The following is a 19,519-nucleotide window of genomic DNA, read 5'->3' on the forward strand; positions in this document are numbered from 1 at the left end:
CGGCAGGGCCGGAGCCGCCGGCCCCCGCCGACGGCTCCGGCCCTGCCGCGCCCGTCGCCCCGCAGGCGCCCTCCGAGAGCACCTCTCCCGACACCGAGGACGCCCCCACCGGAAGCTGACACCCGACCACCAGCCCCGCTCGCGCGGGGGAACGCCGACGGCCCGGAGGACACTGTCCCCCGGGCCGTCGGCGTCGGTCAGCGCGCGTCGCGGCGGCGGCGCGTCACTCCGAGCGCGAGCGCTCCGCCGGCGAGCAGGGCGAGGGCCGCCGCGGCGGTCCAGCCCGTCTCGACGCCGGTGCTCGCGAGTCCCGAGCCGGTCCGCGGAGGAACGGCGCCGGCCGGAGCAGGAGCCGGCGTGCGGGTCGGCTCGGCCGTGGGCGGCGCGGTCGGCTCAGCCGTCGGCGCGACCGTGGGCTGCGCGGTCGGCGCCGTTGTCGGCTCAGCCGTCGGCCCCGGAGTCGGTACCGTCCCCGTCCCGAACACGGACGCCGCGGAGCCGAGCGATGCGAGCACCGTCTCGCCGTTCGCGTCGTCCACGCCGTCGTTGTCGGTCACCGCGAACACCTCGCCGGAGCCGGTGATCCCGAGGCCCTCGAGCTTCTCCTGGGTCCAGCCGTTCCCGGCCTGCAGCGCGGGCAGCACGTCGACCGCGAGGGTCTTCTCGAGCATCGGCAGCGTCTCGCCGACCGCCGCGCCGGCCTCCGTCGGCAGCGGCACCGAGTACACGGCCTTCAGCGCGGCGTCCGGCCCGTTGAGCTTGTCGCGCTCGATCACCGCGAGCGTGCCCGCGGGGGTCAGCGTGATCTCCGAGAGCCCGTTCCAGTCGCCGTCCACCCCGGAGACGGCCTCCAGCGGGTAGCCGAAGAAGCTCCAGCTGTCGGCGGCGACGTCGTAGCGCCCGATCCGGACCACTCCGTCGGCGTCGATCGAGGCCTCGCGCTGCAGCGCCGTCCAGACGATCTCACCGGCGGCACTGTCCTCGACGGTCACTCCCTCGAAGCCCTGCTTGCCCAGCGCGGAGGCGAGCTCCGCGGGCAGGGCGATCCGCTCGGTCACCGCGGCGTCGGCGTCGAGCCGCAGGAGCGCGTTGCCGTCGCCTGTCCCGCCCTCCGTCACGGCCCAGAAGCCGCCGTCGACGCGGGCGGCGATCCCCTCCAGATCCAGAGCGGCGGGCTCGCCGCCCTCGGTCACCGTGAGGGTCGTGTCGAGCAGCGCCGGCGAGACGGAGGTGTCGATCGAGTGGAGTGTGCTCGGCGCGTAGGCGCTGTCGCTCACCGCGTACAGGCGGTCGGGCGCCGCCGGATCGGTCGAGAGGCCCGAGAGCGCGCCCCAGGGCAGCGGCGATCCGTCGACGTCGGCCGACAGCACGGTCGGGAACGCGGGGGCGGAGGCGCCGAGCGCGTAGAGCTGCACGCTCGCGCGGACGGCGGCCTCGGCGTCGTCGGTCTCGCTCGAGACGACCAGCAGGTCGCGCTCGGGCAGGGCGAGCAGCCCCTCCGGGCCGGGCGTCGACGGCAGCGCCTGCACGAAGCGCGGCGCGGTCGGCTCCGACACGTCGTAGACGGCCACGAAGTTGGCCCGCTCGGCGCCGACGAACACGTAGGGGACGCCGTCGAAGGTGGCCGAGAGCAGGCCCTCGGGCTCGGAGCCCTTCGCGTCGGAGCGCTTGTCCGGGTAGAGCCCGAGGCGCACCGCGAGGTGGTCGAACGAGTTCCCGGCGTCCCACTGCACGGCCCCGGTCGCGGCGTCGAGGATCGACCAGCCGCGCGTGCCGCCCTTCCAGTCGCCCTCGTTCGCGATCGCGACGTGGTCGTCGCCGACCCAGCCGATCGCGTCGGGCTCGCGCGGGACGTCGGTGATCGAGCCGGTCAGCGAGATCGAGTCGTCGTCGAGCGTGTCGATGCCGCCGACGGAGGCGGTGCCCGCGGTGTACGAGGCGGTGACGGAGCGGGTGGCCAGGTCGACGATCGCGACGGCGTTGTTCTCCTGCAGCGTCACGGCGACGGCCGTGTCGGCCGGGTTGATCGAGACGTACTCGGGCTCCGGGTCCGACGGGGTGTCGAGGCCGGCGAGACCGGTGAGGTCGACGCGCTCCGGCACCCAGGCGGAGGGGTCGCCCGCGAGGTCCATCACCACGAGCTCCCCGGCGGGCGCCTGCGGGAGGTCGCCCTCCTCGCCGCCCTCGGGGGCGAGGTCCTCGTCGCGCTGGTTCTCGATCGCGATGACCGCGGTCGAGCCGTCGGTGGTGACGTCGATGGAGTCGGGCTGGCCGCCGAGCTCGATGCTCGCGACGGGCGCGAGGTCGTCGGCGTGCAGCACGCTGACGTGGCCGGAGGGGTTCGCGAAGTCGCCGTCGCTCGTGTCGACCACCGCGAGGACGTACTCGCCGGTCGCGTAGACCGACGTCGGCTCGCCGCCCACGCCGACGCCGCCGCGCGGCTCGGGGGCGTCGGGGTCCGAGATGTCGAGGACGTCGATGCGCTGCCCGGCGGAGTCCGTCGAGTAGACCAGGCGGCCGTCGGGCGACGCGCTCGAGATCTCGGCGACGGCGGAGTCGGCGGACGGGTCGGCTGCGTTCAGGTAGGCCGGCACCGTGGCGATGCGGGTGAAGAAGGAGTCGCCCGCGGCGGAGGCGGGCAGGGCCGCGGCTCCGAGGGTGCAGCCGGCGAGGGAGACGGTGAGGGCGAGGGCGGCGGTGCGGGTGCGGGTATGACGAGAGGACACGGGTCTCCTGAGCGGCTTCGAAGGAACCCGCCCACGCTGGCCGCCCCCGGTGAACGCACCGCCGCCCGCAGGTGTACGCCCGGCGAACGCGCGGTGGCGGAGCCGCGACCGGGCGGGGGTCTCGAGACGCCGGCACGGACGCCTCGAGATCCGCCAGGCGGCGTGGTCAGCGCGCGAGGCCCTCCGCGGCCGAGCCCCAGGAGCCGAGGGCCGCGCGGACGCGCTCGTCGCGCGCTAGCGTCAGCGCCTCCGCGTACCCCTCCTCCAGCACGTCGTCGAGCCGCACCCGCGCACCCGTCTCGGAGGAGCGGACCGCCGCCTCCACCATCGCGAGGCTCCGCACGTTCGAGTGCACCTCGCCCGAGGGGACCGCCCCCGAGCCCAGCACCCGCACGAACTCCGCGAGCGAGCCCGCGATCTCCTCGGGCACGGGCTCGAGCGTGGCGGTCCGCACCGCCTCCGACTCGCGCGACTGCCACTCCGGAGCGCCGTCGCCGTCCCAGTGCGCGGTGCCGCCGGCCCCGTTCACGCGCCAGTCGCCGTTCCACGAGGTCTCGAGGCCGTCGGCGCACCAGCTGCCGGTGTAGCTGAAGCGCACTCCGCCGGCGAACTCGAACACGGCGCTCGCCGCGGCTCCGTCGGCGTACCAGCTCCAGGCCGGGTTGTACTCCTCGCAGTAGACCGCGACCGGGTCGCTGTCGAGCAGGTACCGCGCCGCGTCGAAGGCGTGGATCGCCATGTCGACCAGGAGCACGTGGTCCATCTCGTCGCGGAAGCCGCCGAAGCGGGGCGCCTTCGCGAAGTGCACGGAGGCGGTGCCCAGCTGCCCGAGCCCGGCGATCTGCTCGCGGAAGGCGGTGATCGCCGCGTAGTAGCGGCGCGACTGGCTGGTCATCAGGAGCCGGCCCGAGGCCTCGGCCGTCGCCGCGAGCACCAGCGCCTCGGCGATGGTCGGCGCGATCGGCTTCTCGGAGAGCACGGGCAGCCCGGCGAACAGCGCCTCCGAGCTGACGGGCAGATGCGCCCGCGGCACGGTCACGTTGACCACGGCGTCGGCGCCGGAGCGCGCGGCGACCTCGGCGACGGAGGTGCCGACCGCGACCGGCCCGACCCCCTCCTCCTCCGCGGCAGCCGTGGCGAGGTCGACGTCGAGGTCGACGAGGCCGACGAGCTCGGCGTCCGGGGAGTCGCGGATGGTGCGGATCCAGGCGCGGCCCATCGCGCCGGCGCCGACCTGGACGAGGCGGACCGTCATCGGACGAGCGCTCCCTCGTAGTCCTGGCCGTTGTGGAAGTCCTCGGTCTCGTAGCGCTGCAGCACCGGGAGGCGGCGCTCGGGGCGCGAGGAGCGCACCCACTCGACGCCGTTCGCGATCACGCGGCGCACCTCGGCCTGGTGGTAGACGGGGTAGTCCTGGTCGCCGGGGGAGAAGAAGAAGATGCGCCCGTGGCCGCGCTTCCAGGTCATGCCGGAGCGGAAGACCTCGCCGCCCGTGAAGGTCGAGAGGAACACGAGCTCGTCGGGCGCCGGGACGTCGAAGAACTCGCCGTACATCTCCTGCCGGGGGATCACGAAGGGGTGCGGGATCCCCTGGGCGATGGGGTGCGTGGGATCGACGGTCCAGACCAGCTCGCGGTCCTGCTCCGAGCGCCAGCGCAGCGTGCAGGTGGTGCCCATGAGCTTGCCGAAGATCTTCGACCAGTGGCCGGAGTGCAGGACGACGAGGCCCATGCCCGAGAGGACGTGGCGCTGGACGCGCTCGACGATCTCGTCGGAGACGTCGCCGTGGGCCATGTGGCCCCACCAGACGAGCACGTCGGTGGCGTCGAGGACGTCCTCGGTGAGGCCGTGCTCGGGCTCGTCGAGCGTGGTGGTGGAGACGGAGGCGCGCTCGCCGAGGTTCTCGCGGATGCCGTCGGCGATCGTGCTGTGCATGCCGTCGGGGTAGATCGCGCGGACCTTCTCCTCGATCTGCTCATGGCGGTTCTCGCCCCAGACGAGGACGCGGACGGGGGAGGAGGGTGTGGTCACGGTGTTCCTTCTTCGACGGTGGAGACGGTGCGGCAGTGGGCGGCCCGACACGGGGTTAACCGCTTTACCGGCCGCGTCTCCTAGGATGCGGGAGACGTCCGCCCCACGTCAACCACGGCCGGGCGGCGCGAGCGGAGGAGGCGCGGTGGCCACGATGAGGGACGTCGCGCGCCTCGCGGGGGTCTCGATCGCGACGGTCTCGTTCGTGGTCAACGACACCAAGCCCGTCTCGCCCGAGACCCGCGAGCGGGTGCGGGCGGCGATGCGCGAGCTCGGCTTCCGGCCGCACGCCCTGGCCCGCGCCCTCGCGCGGCGCCGCTCCGGGATCGTCGCGGTCGTCTATCCGCTCGTGTCGAGCCGGCCGCTCAACACCGCCACCTCGTTCCTGCTCGGAGCCGCCGAGGCCGCGGCGGAGCAGGACCACTCGATCGTCCTGTGGCCGACGGTCGGCGGCTCCGACCGCCTCGCCGACCTGCGCGCCGACGGCCTGATCGACGGCGTCGTGCTGATGCAGGTCACCAGCGAGGACGAGCGCGTGCCGGTCCTGCGGGACTCCGGCACGCCCTTCGCCCTCATCGGGCGCACCCGCGACCCGTCCGCCCTCGACTGGGTCGACATCGACTTCGAGGGCATGGTCGAGGAGGCGCTCGGCCGGCTCGCCGGCCTGGGGCACGCGCGGGTGGCGCTCGTGCTCGGCCCGGACCGCGACGCCGCGGCCGACTTCGGTCCCTACGCGCGCACCCAGGAGGCGTTCGCACTCGCCTGCGCGGCCCGCGGCGTCGAGGGCGTGCTGCTGCGCTGCGAGGAGTCGCCCGCCGGCGGCCGCGCCCTCGCCCGCTCGTTCGACCCCGCCTCCGCGACCGCCGTGGTGATCGTCAACGGGGGCGCCGCCGTCGGGTTCGCGCACGAGGTGCGGCACCGCGGGCTGCGCGTGCCCGAGGACCTCTCGATCGTCCTGCTCGCCTCCGACCCCGACGTCGCCGACCTGGCCGACCCGGCGCTCGACCTGCTCGTCGCGCCCGGCCGCGAGCTCGGCCGCCGCGGAGTGGAGGCGCTGCTCGCCCGCCTCGCCGACCCGGCGGCGCCGCTCCTCCAGGAGCGCATCGGCGGCCCGTGGCGCCCCGGCGGCTCGGTCGCCCCTCCGCACTGACGGGCGCCCCGGGAAGCCCCGGGAGCGCGCGCTACGGCACGATCGAGTCGATGTAGCCGCCGTCGACGCGCACGGCGGCGCCCGTGGTGGCCGAGGCGAGCGGGGAGGCGAGGTACGCCACCATGTGGGCGATCTCCTCCGGCTCGATGAGGCGCTTCAGCAGAGACTGCGGCCGGTGCAGGCGCATGAACTCGCGCTGCGCCTCCTCCCACGGGAGCTCGCGGTCGACCAGCTCGTAGACGAAGTCCTCGACGCCGCCCGTGTGGGTCGGCCCGGCGAGCACGCTGTTCACCGTCACCCCGGTGCCGGCGGCGGCCTTGGCGAAGCCTCGCGAGACGCCCAGCAGCGCGGTCTTCGACACTCCGTAGTGGATCATCTCGGCGGGCGTGACGACGGCGGAGTCGCTGCCGATGTAGAGGACGCGGCCCCACTCGCGCTCCATCATCCCGGGGAGGTAGGCGCGGGTCAGGCGCACGCCGGTGAGCACGTTGACCTCGGAGTAGCGGCGCCACTCGTCGTCGTCGATGGAGAGCGCATCGGCGGAGCCGAAGATCCCGAGGTTGTTGACGAGCACGTCCACCTCCGCGGCCGCGCGCAGGAGGGAGGCCGTGCCCTTCTCCGTCGACACGTCGGCCGCGACTCCGCGCACCCGCGCCTCCGGCACCGCCGCGCCGACGGCCTCGATCGCCCGGCGGATCGACCGCTCGGAGCGGGCGTTCACGATCACCTCGGCGCCCGCCTCCGCGAGCGTCGTCGCGATGGCCAGCCCGATGCCCTGCCCCGACCCCGTGACGAGGGCCGTGCGCCCGGTGAGATCCAACCCGATCATGCTGCTCCGCTCCGCGCCGCCGCCCGCCGGCCGCGCTCGGGGTCGAGCATGCCACCGAGCCCTGACATCCGGCCCGCTTCCGGCTGAGGACGCCCGCGGGGCGCCGCGGCATCGCTCGGAACGGCGGAGACCGTTGCCAACCGGACACTCGTGCGTTACGGTCTAATCAATCGGCAATACGTATTACCCGCGGGTAGTAGGCCGATGACCCAGACTGTCGACGAGGACGAGGCGGACGCGTGACCCCGATGCAAGCAGATGTCGCCGTGATCGGCGGCGGCCTCGGAGGAGTGGCGGCGGCGATCGCCCTCGCCCGCAACGGCCTCTCGGTCGTGCTGACCGAGCAGTACCCGTGGCTGGGCGGCCAGCTCACCTCGCAGGGCGTCCCGCCGGACGAGCACACCTGGGTCGAGCAGTTCGGCGTCACCGCCGACTACCGGCGCCTCCGGGACGGCATCCGCGGCTACTACCGCCGCAACTACCCCCTCACCGCCGAGGCGATGCGCGACGACCGCCTGAACCCCGGCCGCGGACTCGTGAGCAGGCTCTGCGCCGAGCCCCGCGTCGCCGTCGCCGTGCTCGACGAGATGCTCGCCCCCTACCGCTCGAGCGGAGCGATCCGCGTCGTCACCGGCGTCGTCCCCTTCGCCGTCGACGGCGGCCCGGGCCGGATCGAGCGCGTCCTGCTGCGCGACCCGGTCTCGGGCGAGGAGCTCGCCGTCTCCGGACGGTACGTGGTCGACGCGACCGAGACGGGGGAGCTGCTCCCCCTCGCGGAGGTCGACTACGTCACGGGCTCCGAGTCGCGCGACGAGCACGGCGAGCCCAGCGCTCCCGCCGTCGCCGACCCGATGAACGTGCAGGCCGTCACCTGGTGCTTCGGCTTCGACAGCGCGGACGGCGACCACACCATCGAACGCCCGGCCGACTACGACTACTGGCACGAGTACGAGGTGCCGTTCTGGGGCGGGAAGCTCCTCTCCTTCACCGCGCCGAACCCGAGGACGCTGCGCCCCGAGACCCGCACGATGCACGTCAACGCCGTGGGCGACACCCGCACCGCCGACCAGCGCGCGCAGGGCGGGGACACCGACCTCTGGATGTTCCGCCGGATCCTCGCGACCGAGACCCTCCGACCGGGCGCGCTCGACAGCGACATCGTGCTCGCGAACTGGCCGATGCTCGACTACCTCGACAGCTCGATCCTCGACGTGCCGGAGCCGGAGAAGCACCTCGCCGGCGCCCGCGCGCTCTCGCTGTCGTACTTCTACTGGCTCCAGACCGAGGCGCCCCGGCCCGACGGCGGCCGCGGCTGGCCCGGGCTCCGGCTCCGCGGCGACGTGATGGGCACCGCCGACGGCCTCGCGCAGGCCCCCTACATCCGCGAGTCCCGCCGGATCCGCGCGCTCACCACGGTGCGCGAGCAGGACGTCTCCGTCGCCGCCCGCGGGACGGGGAGCCCCGCGCGCTTCGACGACTCCGTCGGCGTGGGCATGTACCGGATCGACCTGCACCCGACCACCGGAGGCGACAACTACCTCGACGTGGAGTGCTCGCCGTTCGAGATCCCGCTCGGCGCCCTCGTGCCGCGCACCCCGACGAATCTGCTGCCCGGGGGCAAGAACATCGGGACGACGCACATCACCAACGGCGCGTACCGCCTCCACCCCGTGGAGTGGAACATCGGCGAGGCCGTCGGCGAGCTGGCGGCCCTCGCCCTCGCCGAGGACCTGTCGCCCCACGAGATCGCCGCCGACCCCGCCCTCGTCGCCCGCCTGCAGGCGAGGCTCGAGTCGCGCGGCGTAGAGACCCACTGGCCCGACGTCGTCGGGTACTGACCGGGAACACCGAGAAGACCATTGGAGAAAGAGAGACGATGAGACCAGCGAAGAAGCTGATGGCCTCGCTCGCCGCAGTCGGAGTGATCGCCGCCCTCTCGGGCTGCGGCGCCGCCGGCGGCGGGGACGACTCAGCACCCGTCGCTCTGAGGATGTCCGTCTGGACCTCCGACGAGAAGCAGCTCGCCCTGTTCGACTCGATGGCCGACGAGTACATCGCCGACCACCCCGAGATCGAGTCCGTGACCTTCGAGTCCCTCCCGTTCGCGGACTACAACTCGACCCTGACCACGCAGGCCGCGGGCGGCAACGCCCCCGACCTCGCCTGGGTGGGCGACATCGCGAAGGACCTGATCGACGCCGGAGCGCTCGCTCCGCTGACCGAGACCTTCGAGGGGACCGAGGGCTACGAGTACGACGACATCCTGCCCAGCGTGGCGCAGTCGTTCAGCCAGGACGGCGAGCTCTACGCGTACCCGTTCTCCAACTCGCCGTTCGCGCTGTACGTGAACCAGGACCTCATCGCGCAGGCCGGGCAGACCGTCGACCCCGCGACGCTCAGCTGGGAGGACGTCGACCGCATCGGCGCGGCCGTCAACGAGTCGACCGGCAAGGCCGGCTACATCATCCGCGACTTCGACTTCTCGGGCTGGCTGAGCCTCGCGAACCTCTGGGCGGGCTGGGGAGCCCAGCCGTGGAGCGACGACGGGACCCAGTGCACGATGGACTCGCCCGAGATGGTGGAGGCGTTCCAGTTCTTCCACGACTCGGTCTACGTCAGCGGCGCGACCCCCGGACCCGGCGTGACGGCGGACTTCTTCGCCGGCGACGCCGCGTTCACGACCGCGCAGGTCTCGCGCGCGAGCCTGCTCGACGGCTCGTTCCCGTTCGAGATCTACCCGCTGCCCGTCGGCCCCGCCGGCGAGTACGGCAACATCGGCCAGGCCGGCATGGCGGCGCTCGCGGGCGGCGACCACGTGGAGGAGGCGACCGGCTTCCTCTCGTTCATGACCAACCCGGAGAACTCCGCCAAGCTCGCGCAGTTCTTCCCGCCGCCCCGCGAGTCGCTGCTGTCCGGTGAGGAGCTGGCGAAGGTCAACACGCGCCTCAGCGCCGAGCAGCTCGACCGCGTCGTGGTCGACGAGCTCGCCGACGTGTCCGCCACCCCTCCGGTGACGAGCCCCGCCGAGATCACCTCGGTCGGCAAGACGGCGCTGGACCGCATGTGGTCGGCCGACGCCGACGTCGCCGAGGTGCTCGGAGGCGTCTGCGACGCCATCGCGCCCGTCCTCCAGGGGAAGTGATCCCGTGACCGCGACCTCGACGGACAGCCGCCGATCCGCTCCCGCCGGCGCCTACTGGAACCTCCGGCGCCGCGACGCGCTCGCCGGCTGGCTCTTCATAGCGCCCCAGCTGCTCGGTGTGATCGTGTTCGTGCTGCTGCCCGTCGGGCTCGCGGTCTGGTTCAGCCTCAACGAGTGGAACGTCTTCACCGGCTCCATGACCTTCGTGGGCGGCGAGAACTACGAGCGGGCGATCAACGACCCGAGCATCGGCGCGGTGCTCGGCACGACCGCGGTCTTCTCCGGGGGAGTGGTCGTCCTGAACCTCGCCCTCGGGCTGGGCCTGGCCGTGCTGCTGAACCGGAGGATCCCGGGCGGCGCCCTGTTCCGCACGCTCTTCTTCTCGCCCGTCGTCATCTCGGTGGTCGCCTGGACCCTCGTCTGGGGCTTCCTCCTCCAGGACAACGGCGCGATCAACGGCCTGCTCTCGCTGGTCGGCCTCGACGGGCCGAACTGGCTCCAGGAGGGACCCACCGCGATGGCGAGCGTCATCGTCACGCAGGTCATCCGCAGCGTCGGCGTCAACATGGTGCTCTTCCTCGCCGCGCTGCAGGGGGTGCCGGGCGACCTCTACGAGGCGGCCCGGCTGGACGGCGCGAGCCCCCGCGCGATCTTCTTCCGGATCACGCTCCCGCTCATCTCGCCCACCCTGCTCCTCACCGGCATCCTCACGATCGTCGGCTCGCTGCAGGCGTTCGCGCAGGTCGCCGTCCTGACCGAGGGCGGGCCGGAACTGTCGACGACAGTGCTCGTCTACTACGTGTTCCAACAGGCCTTCGAGTTCAGCGACATCGGCTACGGCGCGACGCTCTCGCTGATGCTGCTCCTCTTCGTCCTGATCCTCACGGTCGTGCAGTGGCAGCTGCGCAGGAAATGGGTCTTCTATGAGAACTGACGCCGTCGTCGAGCAGGGGACCCCGCTCACGCCACGCCTCGAAGCCGTCCCGGAGCCGCCCGTCAAGCGCCGCCGCGGCCGCAGCCCGCTCATGACCGCCCTGCTCGTCGTGACGCTGATCCTGCTCGTGCTGCCGTTCGCGGTGCCGACGTTCTGGATGATCGCCTCGTCGTTCAAGCCGGTGAACGAGATCTTCTCGAACCCGCCGACCCTGCTGCCGGACTCGCCGAGCCTGGCGGGCTACGCCGAGGCGTTCCGGTTCCAGCCGTTCGCGCTCCAGTACTGGAACAGCCTCTACATCGCGGTCACGGTCACCGTGGTGACGCTGCTGGTCTCGAGCCTGGCCGGCTACGCCTTCGCCCGGATCCCGTTCCCGGGACGCAACGCGGTGTTCCTCGTCGTCCTGACCGGCCTGCTGGTGCCGACGGAGGTGACGATCATCCCGCTGTTCCAGATCTTCCGGCAGCTCGGCTTCATCGACACCCACGTGCCGCTGCTGCTGGTGCCGATGGTCGGAGCGCCGGCGGTGCTGGGCACGTTCATCATGCGGCAGTACTTCATCGCGATGCCCGGCGAGCTCGAGGAGGCCGCGCGCCTGGACGGCCTCGGCCGCTTCGGGATCTGGCGGCGCATCTTCCTGCCGCTGTCCAAGCCCGCGCTGTCGGCCGTCGCGATCCTGACCTTCCTCGGGTCCTGGAACATGTACCTCGAGCCGACGGTCTACCTGACCTCGCCCGAGCTCTTCACCCTGCCCCAGGCGCTCACCCGCTTCACCGACGCCTACGGCGGGGAGATGTGGGACGTGCAGCTCGCCGCGGCGACGATGACGGTCGTGCCCGTGCTGGCCGTGTTCCTCCTCGCTCAGCGGCAGTTCGTGGAAGGGCTCGCGCACTCCGGTCTGAAAGGCTGACCCGGTGTTCACGGATCGCCCCCTCGCCGCCCTCCGCGAGTTCCGTGCGGAGGTCGCGGAGCCCGACGACTTCGACGCCTTCTGGCGGGCCACCCTCGCGCTCGGGCGGGAGGGCGGCCCCGGCGTCAGCGCCGCGCCGGTCGACGCGGGCCTCCCGCTGGTGCGGGTGCGGGACGTGCGGTTCCCCGGCTTCGCGGGCGAGCCGATCGCCGCCTGGCTGGTGACCCCCGCGGTCGACCCGGGCGCCCCGCTCCCCGTGGTGATCGAGTACCCCGGGTACGGCAGCGGACGGGGCCGTCCGATCGAGCACCTCTGGATCGCCGCCGCCGGGTACGCGCACCTGGTCGTCGACGCGCGAGGCCAGGGAGCCGGACGCCTCGCCCGCTCCGGAGCCACCCCCGACCCCCACGGCAGCGGACCCGCGTACCCCGGGGTCACGACCCGCGGCATCGAGTCGCCCGAGACGTACTACTACCGGCGCCTGATCGCGGACGCGGCGCTCGCCGTCGACGCCGTGGAGGCGCTCCCCGGGCTGGACCCGGACCGCGTGTCGGTCTTCGGCGGCAGCCAGGGCGGAGCGCTCGCGACCGCCGCGGCGGCGCTGCGCCCCCGGGTGCGCGCCGCGATCGCCCTCGTGCCCTTCCTCTCCGACGTCCTGCGCGCGACGACCGTCACGAACGAGGCGCCCTACGTGGAGGTCGCCCGCTACCTGGCGACCCGCCCCGAGGACCTCGACGCCGTCGAGCGGACCCTCTCCTACGTCGACGGCGTCCACTTCTCGCGGCGCCTGCGCTGCCGGGTGCACCGCTCGGTCGGCCTGATGGACCCGATCTGCCCGCCCTCGACGGTCTTCGCCTCCCACAACGTCTCGGGCGGCGAGACGTCGATCGACGTGTGGCCGTACAGCGGGCACGAGGGCGGCGGGGTCGGCGACCGCGAGCGGGCGCTGGAGGTGCTGCGGGAGGTCCTCGGGTGACCGCGCGGGCGTGACCCCGCGTCTCAGGACGTCGGCGCCTCCTCCATCCCGAGCCGCATCGCCAGGTCCATGGCGCGCAGGCGGGCCGGCGAGACGTCGTGGGGCAGGCTCCGGATGATCTCGCCGGCGCTCCGGGCGCGGGAGCCCTGTGCGGGATCGGGGGCCGGCGCGGGGTCCTCGGGCGGGTGCGCCTCGTCCCACGCGTCGAAGATCGCCTCGTCCTCCTCGAGCTGACCGGACTCCTCGACGACGCGCATCAGCCGGGCCTCGAAGGCGTGCCGCTCCCGCGCCACCTGCTCCACCCGGGGGTCGTCCTCGGCGACCGTGTCGTCGAGGGCCTCCTCGGCGGCGTCGACGCGGTCGGCCTCCGCCCGCAGCGCCGGATCGGCGGCCAGGACGACGAAGCGGCCGGCCTGGGAGACGGCGCCCAGCGGGCCGAACATCCGCTCGGTGACCAGCAGGGTGTCGAGGTCGGCCTGGCGCAGCGAGCCCTCGGGCGCACCCTCGAGGCGGCGCGAGACGATGTCGTCGAGCAGCCCCAGCCGGCCGCCGAGGGTCCGCATGCGCCGGACCGAGGCCCGCTTCCGCTGCAGCTCCTCCTCCTGCGCGGCGAGCGCGTCGTCCAGCCGCGCGAGGACGCCCGCGACCTCGTCCTCGCGGTCGGCGCTGTCCTCGGCGCCGGCCGGGGCTGCGACGGCGAAGGCGTCCCGGATGTCCTCGAGCGCGACCCCGGCGTCGGCCAGGCGGCGGATCCAGAGCAGCCGGATGATGTCGTCGTAGCCGTAGCGCCGACGACCGTCTCCGCCCCGCTCGCGCTCGGGAAGCAGGCCGAGCCGGTGGTAGTGGCGGATCGCCCGCGGAGTGACGCCGGCGAACGCGGCGGCGTCGCCGATCTGCACCTGGCGGGGCGGGGCGGGGAACGACTGCATGGGGGACCTCTCCGATCGGGACGGTGTGCACCGAGCAGACCACATGACGCAGGGGCAGGAGCAAGCCGGCCCGGCCTGCTCCCGCCCCGCGTCCCCTCGCGCTCAGCGCGCCAGGCGCACCGTCGCGATCTCGAACGGGCGCAGCTCGAGCCGTACGTCGGCCGACTCCGCCTCGACGGAGCTCTCGATGCGGACCTGCTCGGTGGGGCGCTCCATCAGGTCGGTGCGGGTGACCGCCCGGACGGCGAAGGCGGCGCGGAGGGTCGCTGCGGCGCGGCGGCCGAGCGACTCGTAGAGCCGCACGATCACGTCGCCGCTCCCGTCGTCCGCCGCCTTCACGGCCTCGACGATGACCGAGGGGTCGTCGATCGACACCAGGGGAGCGACGGGCGCGGCGCCGGTGAGCCTGCGGACCGGGGTGTTCAGCGCGTAGCCGGCCTCGACGGCGTCGGGCAGATCGGCGCCGACCACGAGCGAGACGGCGAGGCGGTGACGGCCCTGGTCGGCGTCCGGGTCGGGGAACAGCGGCGCGCGCAGGAGCGAGAGCCGGACCGTGGTCGTCGGGGTGCCGGCCGCGGCCCGGTCGCGGGTGATGTCGTGCCCGTAGGTGGAGTCGTTGACGACCGCGACGCCGAAGCCCGGCTCGCCGACGTGCACCCAGCGGTGCGCGACGGTCTCGAAGCGGGCGGCGTCCCACGTCGTGTTCACGTGGGTCGGGCGGTGCACGTGGCCGAACTGGATCTCGGACGTCGCCCGGTCCGAGAGCAGGTCGAGCGGGAAGGCGAGCTTGAGCAGCTTGCGGCGCTCGTGCCAGTCGATGTCGAGGCCGAGGTCGACGGCCGCCCGGCCGATCTGCAGCGAGACGGTCTGCACGACCGTGGAGCCGCCGAACGAGCGGATGATCACGACCGCCGGCACCTCGCGGCCGAGCGGGTCGCTCACGGTGCCGGCGCGGACCGAGTCGACGCCGACGAGGTCCTCCACCGTGCGGCGGTAGTTGTCGTCGAGGTCCCAGGCGTCCCACTTGTTCGGGGTGTCGCGGTGGAGCTGGAGGAGCCCCGCGGCGGCGCCGGCGGGCACGACCTCCCGGCCGCTCGCGAGGTCCACGACCGACTCGAGGAGCCCGGAGGCGCCGATCCGCACCCGGACGAGCCCGTTGTCGAGGACGTGGGCGTCGCCGTCGGAGCGGAGCGTCGGGGCCGAGTGCTCCGCGGCGGGGTCGGCCGCGGCCGCGCCGAGCGCCGGCACGCCCCCGACGGGGAAGGGGGAGGAGTTCACCAGCAGCTCCGCGGAGCCCTCGCCGGCGAGGGCCCGGACGGTCTCGGCGATCATCTCCTCGATCCGCTGCGCGATGCGGGCGTAGTTCTCCTCCGCCTCGCGGTGCACCCAGGCGATGGAGGTGCCGGGCAGGATGTCGTGGAACTGCTGCAGGAGGACCGTCCGCCACATCTCGCGCAGCTCGTCGGCCGGGTACGGGACCCCGGCGCGGACGAGGGCCGTGGTCGCCCACAGCTCGATCTCGCGGAGCAGGTGCTCGCTGCGGCGGTTGCCCTGCTTGGTGCGCGCCTGCGACGTGTAGGTGCCGCGGTGGAACTCGAGGTAGAGCTCGCCCGACCAGGTGGGCGCGTCCGGGTACTCGGCCTGCGCCTCCTCGAAGAAGCGGCGGGGCGTGGACAGCTCGACAGTCGGCGAGCCCTCGAGGCTGCGCGTGCGGCGGGCGGCCGCGATCATCTCGCGGTTGGGGCCTCCTCCGCCGTCGCCGTAGCCGAAGGGCACGAGCGACATGGTGCCGCTGCCCTTCTCGGCGTACTGGCGCTCGGCGCGGGCGAGGTCCTCGCCGGAGAGGTCGGAGTTGTAGAGGTCGACGGGCGGGAAGTGCGTGAACACGCGGGTGCCGTCGATGCCCTCCCACCAGAAGGTGTGGTGGGGCATCGTGTTGGTCTCGTTCCACGAGATCTTCTGCGTGAGGAACCAGCGCCCGCCCGCTCCGGCGATGATCTGCGGCAGCGCGGCGGAGTAGCCGAAGGAGTCCGGGAGCCAGACCTCCTCCGTGTCGATCCCGAACTCGTCGAGGAAGAAGCGCTTGCCCTCGAGCAGCTGGCGCACGAGCGCCTCGCCGCCGGGCATGTTCGTGTCCGACTCGACCCACATCCCGCCGACCGGCACGAAGCGGCCCGCGAGCACGTGGCCGCGGACGCGCTCGAACAGCTCCGGGTGGTCGCGCTTCAGCCACGCGTACTGCTGCGCGGAGGAGGCGGCGAAGACGAAGCCCTCTTCGCGCTCGATCAGGTCGCAGACGTTCGAGAAGGTGCGGGCCACCTTGCGGGCGGTCTCGCGGGCGGGCCAGAGCCAGGCGGAGTCGATGTGGGCGTGGCCGACGGCGTGCAGGTGGTGCGCGCTGGCCGAGGCGGGGCGCTCGAGGACCGTCCGCAGCGCCTCCCGGCCCGCGGCGGCGGTGCCGGACACGTCGTCCGGATCGAGGACGTCGACGGCGCGGTCGAGGGCGCGGACGATCTCGGCGCGGCGCTGGGAGGACTCGGGCAGCTGCCCGATCAGCCCGACGAGCACGGCCATGTCCTGCTCCAGCTCCCAGACCTCCCGGTCGAGCAGCCCGAGCTCGAGGCGGCGGAGGCGGTAGAGCGGGTCGGACGGAAGGGCGCCGTCGGCGGGGCGGCCGCCGAGCGCCGTGGGGGTGAAGGACCAGTCGCCGGTGATGTTCGGGTTGGCGGCGGCCTCGATGTAGAGCTCGACCGTGCGGTCGCCCGCCTCGCGGCCGGGCAGACGGTCGAGCGGGACCGACTGGTTGAACGGCTCGACAGCCTTCACGACCGTGCCGGTCGCGGTGAAGACGAGCCCCTCCGCCTCGAAGCCGGACTGGGCGCCGGTGTAGCCGAGGTCGACGACGAGCTCGGGCTCGCAGCCGTCGACGCCGACCCAGGAGGCGGGGATCTCGCCGCGCACGTGGAACCACACGGTGCCCCAGGGGGCGCCCCACGGCTCCCCGATGCGGGCGGGCGCGTAGGACGCGGCCCGCGCCTGGTCGAAGGGGACCGGCTCGCCCGGAGCGGTCCACGACTCGATCCCGAGCGGCTCGACCGCCCGGTGGATCGCCGGCCGGAGGCTCTCGGCGCGGAAGCGGGCGATGCGGGCTTCGATGCGGGTGCTGTCGTCATGCATGCGTTCTGGTGCTCGTTCCGTGTGCGGTGGGGGAGGGCGGCGGCGCGGAGGGCGCCGTCGCCCGGGGTCAGGAGGCGATGACGACGCGGTGCCCGTCGGGGAAGACGGCCACCTTCCGCCAGGTGTCGCCGGAGCGCTCCCAGCCCTCGTTGACCTGTCCGGCCGGAGGGGTCGGGATGGTCTCGGGGGCGCGGGCGACCGTGGTGTAGCCGGCCGCGCGCTCCACCCGGCCGCGGCCGAGCTCGAACGAGGTCAGGCGTCCCTCGTCGACGATCAGCGAGCCCTCGTCCACTCCCGCGGCGCCGCGCTCGATGAACGGGTTCACGAGGCGCGTCTGGGAGGAGTCGCTGCCCAGCACGATCGCCTTCTGCTGCGGGAAGCGGCCGAGGCTGAGCCCGTAGAAGCCGCCGAGGACGGTGAGGTTGCGCACCTCGAAGTCCGCTCCGCCGTTCGTCAGGCCGACGCCGAGGCAGTTCGCGCCCGAGGTCGGGAAGAAGTTCGGGTTCACGATCATGTGGCTCGTGCCGGCCTCGATCAGCACCTCCCAGCCGTCGCGGGAGCCCTCCGAGCGGAAGTTGATCAGGGTCAGGCCGGAGTTGACCGAGCGCCGGTTCTCGTTGCGGATCGACCGGAGGCCGACCGTGCCGCCGATGGCCTGGCAGTCGAGCATCGTCATGTTCGTCGGTGCGAGGAGGAAGCCGCCGAGGCCGGGGCTGATCGCCTCGACGTTGGTCATCGAGCCGCCGATGGAGGCCTTGCCCGAGTCCTCCACGCCCCAGCCGGCGGGGGCGACGATCTTGATCTTGTTCCAGGAGTTGGCGTACGAGTACTCGTCGTCGACGCCCGAGACGAAGGTGGCGCGCTCGCGGAAGATGCCCGACTTGCCGGTCTTCTGGATCCACAGGTTGCGGAACTCGCAGTTGACCAGCGAACGCAGCGACATCCCGTGGCCGCCGGAGGGCGTGCCCGTCATCTCGAAGTCGGCGAGGACGACGCCGGTGGCCTTGTTGTTGTTGGCGGGGCCGGCCGCGTCGCCGGTCTGGCCGGAGACGGTGAAGATGTCGCGGGTCGAGCCCTCGATCTGGACGATCCTCGTCTGGCGCATGCCGGCGCCGACGATCTTCGGCCCGGCGTAGCCGTAGGGCGGCCCGTTCTCGGGCTGCACCGGGTAGCCGCGGTAGTCGACCGCGAGGCCCGTCACCCGGATCTCGCCGGCGGGCAGCGACACCCCGCCGCCCGGAGCGGTCATCGCCTTGTCGATGGCCGCCTGCACCGCGCGGGTGTTGTCGGCGCCGGCGCGGTCGTCCCAGCGGAACTCCTTGTCGAGCGGCGAGATCGGCCCCTCGGTGACGCTCAGGCGCTTCTTCTGCCCGGGAGCGTCGGCCGGGGGCGCGGCGGCGGCCGGAGTGGCGGCGCCGACGGCCCCTGCCGCGCCGGCGAGGGCGGCGGCGCCCCCGGCGAGGAAGAGGCGGCGCGAGTTGTCGGGCCTGCGCTGCGGATCGTGCTCGGGCTGCTGATCGGGCTTGTGCTGCCGATCGGGCCTCGGGGAGGCCGTGGTCTGGTTGTCTGGGTCTGCGGGATTCATCATCGTCGACGTTCCGCCCTCTCTCGCCCCGGTTGGGCGTACGGCGATCCTTTGTCATCGGTAGCCTGAGGTCAAGACGTAATACCTATTACCAGGATGAAGCGGGGGTGTCCGGGTGCCGCGGATCACACAGAAGGACATCGCGCGTCTCGCCGGAGTCAGCCAGACGACGGTGTCGTTCGTGCTCAACGACAAGGGCGAGCAGCTCGCCCGGGTCCCGGAGGCGACGCGGGCGCGGATCCTCAAGGCGATCCAGGAGACGGGGTACGTCGCCGACCCCATCGCGCGCCGCCTCAAGCAGGTCGGCACCGGCATGATCGGCGTCTACACCTACGAGAGCCTGTTCCCGCTCGACCGCGAGGACTTCTTCCACCCGTTCCTCGCCGGCATCGAGGAGGAGGCGCAGAACCGCGACATCGACCTCCTCCTGCTGACCAGCGGCCGCGTCGGCGGCCGCCGCGGCGGCCTGAGCGGCGGCACCACCCGGCTGCGCCTGGCCGACTCCTGCATCCTCCTCGGGCAGCGCATGCCCCGCGAGGAGCTCGAGTTCCTCAACGCGAGCGGCTTCTCCTTCGTCAGCATCGGCCGCCGCGACGACGCCGGCGGGCCCGTGCCCTACGTGGCCGCCGACTACGCGTCGATCGTCCGCGAGCTGATCTCCTGCGCGCGCGCCCTCGGCCACACCCGCTTCGCCTACGCCGGCCACGGCGAGGGCGTCGAGTCGTACACCGACCGCATGGCCGGCGCGCGGGCCGAGCTCGGCGACGGCTTCCTCCACCTCGTCCCGGGGCCGGAGGCGTCGCCGCAGGAGTGGATCCGCCGGATAGCCGCCGAGGGCGTCACGGTCGTCCTCGCCGAGCAGGAGGAGCAGTTCGTCCTCCTGCAGGAGGCCGCCGAGGCCGAGGGGGTGGCGGTGCCGGGCGACCTGTCGCTGGTGTCGCTCTCCGGATCGGCCGACCGCACCGGCTGGCAGGCCGGCTTCGAGCTGCCCCGGCGCGACATGGGCCGCCGCGCCGTGCAGATCCTCATCGAGGGCGACCCCGCGCGACGGGAGCAGCAGCTCCTCCGCTGCACGCTCGTCGACGGCGCCTCCCTGGCCGCGGCCCCGGCCTGACCGCTCAGTCTGACCG

General features: G+C 73.4%; 14 protein-coding genes. 7 read left to right on the forward strand and 7 right to left on the reverse strand.

The window, feature by feature from the left end; genetic code table 11:
- Nucleotides 1-197: 197 nt before the first annotated feature.
- The 3 genes from C5C44_RS11685 to C5C44_RS11695 all read right to left on the reverse strand — a co-directional run bounded on the left by C5C44_RS11685 (nt 198) and on the right by C5C44_RS11695 (nt 4,757).
- The gene (locus tag C5C44_RS11685; protein WP_104335906.1) at nt 198-2,726 is read right to left on the reverse strand and encodes an esterase-like activity of phytase family protein; all 2,529 of its coding nucleotides are present in this window, start codon (nt 2,724-2,726) and stop codon (nt 198-200) included.
- A 166-nt stretch (nt 2,727-2,892) separates the two neighbouring features.
- On the reverse strand, nt 2,893-3,981 hold the full coding sequence (locus tag C5C44_RS11690; RefSeq protein ID WP_104224318.1) for a Gfo/Idh/MocA family protein: 1,089 nt from the start codon (nt 3,979-3,981) through the stop codon (nt 2,893-2,895).
- Entirely contained in the window at nt 3,978-4,757 is a 780-nt protein-coding gene (locus C5C44_RS11695) for a ThuA domain-containing protein (RefSeq protein WP_104234013.1), read from the reverse strand. Before C5C44_RS11695 ends, C5C44_RS11690 begins: the two co-directional genes overlap by 4 nt.
- 154 nt (nt 4,758-4,911) lie before the next feature.
- On the opposite strand from C5C44_RS11695, the gene C5C44_RS11700 reads away from it, so the two are divergent.
- Nucleotides 4,912-5,907 (forward strand): LacI family DNA-binding transcriptional regulator, encoded by a 996-nt coding sequence (locus tag C5C44_RS11700; protein ID WP_258066732.1) that lies wholly within the window; start codon nt 4,912-4,914, stop codon nt 5,905-5,907.
- A 31-nt stretch (nt 5,908-5,938) separates the two neighbouring features.
- Here C5C44_RS11700 and C5C44_RS11705 read toward each other — a convergent pair whose 3' ends face one another.
- Nucleotides 5,939-6,733: an SDR family NAD(P)-dependent oxidoreductase gene (locus tag C5C44_RS11705; RefSeq protein WP_104335926.1), complete on the reverse strand. Its 795-nt coding sequence runs from the start codon at nt 6,731-6,733 to the stop codon at nt 5,939-5,941.
- Nucleotides 6,734-6,984: 251 nt separating this feature from the next.
- Between C5C44_RS11705 and C5C44_RS11710 the strand changes: the two genes are divergently transcribed.
- Genes C5C44_RS11710 through C5C44_RS11730 form a run of 5 tightly spaced genes read left to right on the forward strand, consistent with a single transcriptional unit; the run spans nt 6,985 to nt 12,698 of the window.
- A complete protein-coding gene (locus C5C44_RS11710; protein ID WP_104315513.1) occupies nt 6,985-8,574 on the forward strand; it encodes an FAD-dependent oxidoreductase in 1,590 nt (529 codons plus the stop codon).
- A gap of 38 nt (nt 8,575-8,612) precedes the next feature.
- A complete protein-coding gene (locus C5C44_RS11715; protein ID WP_104224315.1) occupies nt 8,613-9,878 on the forward strand; it encodes a sugar ABC transporter substrate-binding protein in 1,266 nt (421 codons plus the stop codon).
- A 4-nt stretch (nt 9,879-9,882) separates the two neighbouring features.
- On the forward strand, nt 9,883-10,812 hold the full coding sequence (locus C5C44_RS11720) for a carbohydrate ABC transporter permease (protein WP_104224314.1): 930 nt from the start codon (nt 9,883-9,885) through the stop codon (nt 10,810-10,812).
- Complete coding sequence (locus tag C5C44_RS11725; protein WP_244229554.1) at nt 10,802-11,722, forward strand: carbohydrate ABC transporter permease; 921 nt, start codon at nt 10,802-10,804, stop codon at nt 11,720-11,722. Before C5C44_RS11720 ends, C5C44_RS11725 begins: the two co-directional genes overlap by 11 nt.
- A gap of 4 nt (nt 11,723-11,726) precedes the next feature.
- Nucleotides 11,727-12,698 (forward strand): acetylxylan esterase, encoded by a 972-nt coding sequence (locus tag C5C44_RS11730; RefSeq protein WP_104335908.1) that lies wholly within the window; start codon nt 11,727-11,729, stop codon nt 12,696-12,698.
- Between the two features lie 23 nt (nt 12,699-12,721).
- Here the strand turns inward: C5C44_RS11730 and C5C44_RS11735 are convergent, their stop codons facing one another.
- The 3 genes from C5C44_RS11735 to C5C44_RS11745 form a co-directional block, all read right to left on the reverse strand.
- Nucleotides 12,722-13,627, reverse strand: a complete 906-nt coding sequence (locus C5C44_RS11735; protein ID WP_219827849.1) for a MerR family transcriptional regulator — start codon at nt 13,625-13,627, stop codon at nt 12,722-12,724.
- Between the two features lie 102 nt (nt 13,628-13,729).
- Entirely contained in the window at nt 13,730-16,804 is a 3,075-nt protein-coding gene (locus C5C44_RS11740; protein WP_104335910.1) for a glycoside hydrolase family 38 C-terminal domain-containing protein, read from the reverse strand.
- A 67-nt stretch (nt 16,805-16,871) separates the two neighbouring features.
- Nucleotides 16,872-18,389, reverse strand: coding sequence for a hypothetical protein (locus C5C44_RS11745; protein ID WP_146084338.1), 1,518 nt, complete (start codon nt 18,387-18,389; stop codon nt 16,872-16,874).
- 115 nt (nt 18,390-18,504) lie between these two features.
- Here C5C44_RS11745 and C5C44_RS11750 point away from each other — a divergent pair, with 115 nt between their 5' ends.
- Complete coding sequence (locus C5C44_RS11750) at nt 18,505-19,503, forward strand: LacI family DNA-binding transcriptional regulator (RefSeq protein WP_104335912.1); 999 nt, start codon at nt 18,505-18,507, stop codon at nt 19,501-19,503.
- Nucleotides 19,504-19,519: the final 16 nt, after the last annotated feature.

This window comes from Rathayibacter sp. AY1F6 (assembly GCF_002932035.1).
In the GTDB taxonomy this organism is placed as follows: domain Bacteria; phylum Actinomycetota; class Actinomycetes; order Actinomycetales; family Microbacteriaceae; genus Rathayibacter.